General features: G+C 38.9%; 5 protein-coding genes. All 5 read right to left on the bottom strand.

Annotated elements, in window-relative coordinates; genetic code table 11:
- Positions 1-646: hypothetical protein (locus LHW48_07680; protein ID MCB5260336.1), on the bottom strand; the 646-nt coding region annotated here is incomplete at its 3' end.
- Between the two features lie 54 nt (positions 647-700).
- The gene (locus tag LHW48_07675) at positions 701-2887 is read right to left on the bottom strand and encodes an FHA domain-containing protein (protein ID MCB5260335.1); all 2187 of its coding nucleotides are present in this window, start codon (positions 2885-2887) and stop codon (positions 701-703) included.
- Between the two features lie 23 nt (positions 2888-2910).
- Positions 2911-3564, bottom strand: a complete 654-nt coding sequence (locus LHW48_07670) for an FHA domain-containing protein (protein ID MCB5260334.1) — start codon at positions 3562-3564, stop codon at positions 2911-2913.
- A gap of 18 nt (positions 3565-3582) precedes the next feature.
- Entirely contained in the window at positions 3583-3804 is a 222-nt protein-coding gene (locus LHW48_07665; protein MCB5260333.1) for a hypothetical protein, read from the bottom strand.
- Between the two features lie 51 nt (positions 3805-3855).
- The coding region (locus LHW48_07660; protein MCB5260332.1) for a hypothetical protein at positions 3856-4429 on the bottom strand (574 nt) is incomplete at its 5' end.

Genomic DNA, 4429 nt, shown 5'->3' with positions numbered 1-4429 from the left:
TCTCATCATATACTCGATGATCGTATTTTTTATGATCAAATTCATTCATCAGAAGCGTATTAAACTGGCTTAATTTGTTCGGGTTGATAATACTGGTGTGCTCGATGGGATGCAAGTTTTTATCAAGCATATAGTAATTTTCTGTATAGTAGCCGTGCGCCCCACTCCAATCGCCCCAATGAGATACTTTGAATGTTGTAATTTCAGAGTTTAACACAATCTCCACACAGATGCTATCCTCCATTCGGTACACAGAGTTGTAAGCGTCTTTACTCAACCAGTCTTGCATCACAGCATTTGCCAAAGCAACAATGTCATTACCAAAATCTATCTTATCATTTTCCAATATATGATGCAGTAGTATTTCGCTCATCAATTCATAAGTGTATTTTTCCAAATTATGCTTATGGAACTCATCCATATTGGTGAATACAGGATATTGTGCCGATATCTTGTATTTAGTATTTCGGGCTGATAAACCCTCGATTCTCAAATCAGTAGAATAGTAGTATAAAGTATCAGCCTGAGATCCAAGCATGAGACCCTCAACAGCATTTAACGGCAAAATGCTTAAGCAGGACAACAATAGGCCTGTAGCCAAAATAATTAGCAGACCAAGAAACGAACTATTCTTTTTGTTCATCATAGTGACTTCCATTATTAGAATCTTGCATATTGAATTAACCAGGATAGGCAGACCTTATCCCCTTATCTTCTCTAAAGCTTCCAAAAGATCATCATTCTGTCTCCCACGACGAAACATTTCCATCTGTTCATCCCTGTAATCCATTTGATTACGTTCAGTATCTTCTTCGTGAAGGTATCTTTTCCATTTGCCATTTTCCTTGCGCATATAGTATTTTTCACTGAAATCGTCAATACTCAGTCCCTGCCCCTCCATTACTTCTTCCATGCTTATACCGCTATCGAAGCCAAATAGTTCCATGCCTTTATCCATCGCTTTGAAGAGTTTTTTTGTGCCTTCTTTATTTAGTGATATTACTGCAACACCTGATGATGGGTACTCAATAGTAAAATCTCTTTTGTTTATCCTTTCGACCCCATCTTGATTCAAAAGTTTCTGTGTGATACCATCAGCTAAGTTTTGCCATTTTTCGATATCTTCATCTGAAAATTCAATGTCAAGATACCACTTTTCAGCCAAGTTCCTACTTCCATGTTTAACCTCATAATGATTCAAGTAGCTTTCTTTATCATTTTGTGGGTCTTGCCTCCATGCGATAAAAGCCTTCCATGGATCTGATCCGAGACTGACCTTGCCTTTCAGTTTGCTCAAACCACCTGCTACATTATCAAGGAAGTTGTTTCTATTATCAGGGCTCTCCTGCTCCGCTATCATTGCCAGTTGTTGCCGTAGAGGATCCAGGGATTCTATAGTGTTTTCTATCTCCAGGATTTGTTCCTCATACATATCTAAACTAATCTGATACAAGGACTCGCCCTCTTTTACTTTTTGATTATACCAGGGGTTCTGCTGAGCAGAATAATCCGATGATGAAGTACGATTGGAATATTCTGAGGCGGTATCATCACCACCATAAGCGCTATATGTATCCTCGCCGGTGGGTAAGCCCTGATTCTCCATGAGTAATTGTTGTAGGTTCGTATAGCTTTCTTCTAAGTTCCATTCAGCTTCTTGAAGCAAATCATAGTTTGCATCATATACCTGTTGCTTATTATTCAATTCTTCCAAAATGTCATGGTTACGATTTAGATAGTCCAGTTTTGCTTGGAGGCTATGTTTGTCTGTTTCGATATACAGATTGATCTGAATGATGCCGTTATCGGTATCCTGCTCTTGATCTTCAGTCTGAATATCAAAAACCGCATAACCTGTGGCATAATTTCCAGATAACGAAAAGCTGTTCTTCGCTTTATTGATCAATTCTCGTTGAGCTTCCATATTGGCTCTTCTTCTCGCAATATCTTCTCTTTCTCCTGGCAATATAGAATACTCATGCATGTGAGATACTCTATGCTTTCTGAGTTCGCCATTAGCAGCAGGATTACGCGTGCTAAAGAGCAATATCGCAATAATCAGGATCACAAAAACACAAGCCACAGCTAATGCTGCTGCCGTTGTATTCGTTTTTTTTGATCGCGATGATGACTGAGAAACATAAGAGTCATCATCATTAGCAGTATGCTGAATCAAGTCTTGGGGATAGAGCATTTCGGCTTGATCGTTATCTGCCACCGCATCTTTATCAATCACATTTAGCATAGCTTCTATGCGCTCCCAAGTCAACAGGACATTTTGACCAAGCATGATATGATCAGATTTATCAACTTTGCAGAATGTGATGCGTTGACCGTTGACATATAAGCCATTGCTCGAGTTAAGATCCTTCACATATAAAATGTTTTGCCCAGCCACTTTCTCCACACATACTAAAGCATGGTGTCTGGACACCTTCGGATGATCCACTACAATTTGGTTGTCATGATTCCTTCCTACTGAGATTGTGATATCATATGTGGATTTATCATCATGAGCTATTATTTCTTCCTGATCTTCCAAAATCTTTGTGTCGAGCGCTTTGATCAATTCACTCCACTCTATAGTTTGTGAGTTGCCAAGCGATATCTGATCTGTGGGCAGAATGGCGGAGGAGCAAACTCTTTGACCATTAACGTAAACACCATTATGTGACTTATTGTCACATATCTCAAACACACCTCTTACATAAGTGATCAAAGCGTGCTTACGCGATACTATTGGATTATTGTATACGATATCACTTGAAGAGTCTCTGCCAAGTTTGATAGTAGCCGAACACTCAATACTGGTGCCGGTAGATTGTCCACAAACAGGACAGTATTGAGCAGAGTCAATTACTTCTGTTTTACAAAAGATACATCTCATTCAGTTCACTTGCCTTTGCTTCGTTAATAATTTGCAATGCCTCTGATGATTACGACCAATAATAAGGCTATGCACCATATCAAGATCAATGCTTTCGCCCAGTTTGCCTTGCTGGGTTGCTCACTGTTCGATGCCCAAGCAATCAGTGCAATAATGTTTACTAAAGGGATTGCCAAAATTAGTAAGTTCCCGATCCATTGAGCATATGTTATTATCTCATCGCTTCTCACGGCATCCGGACTTTCGTGTCTGCGGTATTGATTGCTATCAACTCTCTGTGGCTGATCGGAAGCCACTGTTCTTTGAGGAGACAGCACAATGTTTTGAGAAAAACCCTTGCGGGAAAAAGCCTCTCGGATCCGTGAATAAGGAAGCATCATGCTGGTTCCCAAAGAAATCCTATCCGTTTGCTTAATCCGTTGGATATGCACTTTGTAGCCATTAACATATACTCCATTTAGTGAGCCAAGATCCTCGATGACCATCTCATTGTTTTCGAGAGTTACTTGGGCATGTTTGCGAGACATGCTGGATTCCTGTATAACAATGTCATTGGATGGATCCCTGCCAATACTGATTACGTTTGACGGTTTACTTTGTCGATGCTGTTGTGCTCCACAAAAGGGACAAAACACACAGTCGTTCTCAATGAATTTCTTACAAGCTATGCAAATCATCTGTTAATGCTCCTAAAATCAGAATTTGGCTAACAGTCTAAACAATATTCCTGCAGCGAATCCGATGGCAAGTATTGTCAGAAATGCTTTGGCATAATTGGATAGAGTAGGGTGTATTGTAGTGTCGTTCATCATAGTAAAAGCTTTGATGACGCCGATAATCGGGATTAGTAAAACCACCAAGATACCGATCCATGCTTGAAACGATATGGTAGAAGATCTGTTTTTCTGCTCAGACATTCAAACTCCTAACAGCTAGTATAGATTAAACTTAAAAGTTCCGAATCAGTTCTAAACATATAGAACACACATTTTATTATTGTGGTCGACATTCTTAATCTCATTGTTTAATGTAGAACCTAACTCGGATTCTTGTTGCAATTCGGTGGAACCAGTTTTTTCCGATGTATCAAGATTATATTGGATTATTGATCCATTACAAGTTAGCCTGCTTCCATATTTTTCTTTAAATGAAACTAGGTCGCTGTCATCAACCAATCCTATCTTACTATTTATTTCCTTAAAATTGTCAAATATGTAGTGTTCTATTATTCGAAAATCGCTAGACTCGTATTTTTTAATCCAAGAGTCTGTTACACTAGTATCTTGGCTAATTGTATAAACTAGAAGTAACAGAATCTTCTTCTCGTCTTCGGTGAATCCGAGTTCTACAATGCTTTCGTAATCTAACAAAACTGAGTTTTCAGGAGCGATCCAAACTATTTTATAGTCATTACGTTTGGGAATGATATAAGTATTCAGCTCATCATACTCATATTCCTTCAGTGCCTGATTTAAATCAGCTACTAACGTAGAATCTTTTTGCGCAAAGTATTTAACCCACGCTTCCCAAAAATCTTCGGAT

It is taken from the genome of Candidatus Cloacimonadota bacterium, assembly GCA_020532355.1.
GTDB lineage: Bacteria > Cloacimonadota > Cloacimonadia > Cloacimonadales > Cloacimonadaceae > UBA5456.
The sequence above is the reverse complement of the archived record's forward strand: the minus strand, read 5'-3'. Positions and strand labels throughout refer to the sequence as shown.